Source organism: Planotetraspora mira (assembly GCF_016863275.1).
Lineage (GTDB): Bacteria > Actinomycetota > Actinomycetes > Streptosporangiales > Streptosporangiaceae > Planotetraspora > Planotetraspora mira.
This window is the reverse complement of record NZ_BOOO01000099.1, coordinates 1-559: the sequence shown is the minus strand read 5'-3', so window position 1 is coordinate 559 and position 559 is coordinate 1. Positions and strand designations below refer to the sequence as shown.

1 protein-coding gene is annotated in these 559 nt (G+C 65.5%); it reads left to right on the top strand.

Annotation, left to right across the window (positions count from 1 at the left end; all coding sequences use genetic code 11):
* Positions 1-20 precede the first annotated feature (20 nt).
* On the top strand, positions 21-559 hold a 539-nt coding region (locus Pmi06nite_RS41660), incomplete at its 3' end, for a LysR substrate-binding domain-containing protein (protein ID WP_308442570.1).

Here is a 559-nt window from a genome sequence, read left to right as displayed (position 1 = left end):
TCGACCGCTACCGCGCCCTCCTGGAGGAGTTCGCCATCATTCGGCCGAATTGCCAGGTACGCCTCCGCCATGTCAACTTCAGCGACCCCTTCGGTCTCCTTCGCGCGGGAGAGGTGGACGTACAGTTGCTCTGGCTGCCCGTCAGCGAACCTGACCTTATGGTGGGGCCGATCATCCTCACCGAGCAGATCGTGCTGGGGGTAGCGGCCTCCCACCGGCTGGCCTCACGGGAGTCGATCTCGTTGGAGGACCTCGGGGACGAGGTCGTCATGGGCGGCGCCAAACCCGACTACTGGCGAGAGGGGCTTGTACCCACTCGCACGCCAAGCGGGCGATTCATCGAGATCGGTCCGAGTGTCACCAACTATGCGGACATGATCCCGATCATCGTCAGCGGCGAGGCCGTATCGCCGGGATTCACGCACGACGCACGGGTCATGCCCGTGCCGGGCATGACTTATGTGCCCATCCACGACGCGCCCCTGGCACAGTGGGCGCTCGTCTGGTGCACCGCCGCGGAGAACGATCTCACCCGTGACCTCATCCGGGCGGCGCAGCA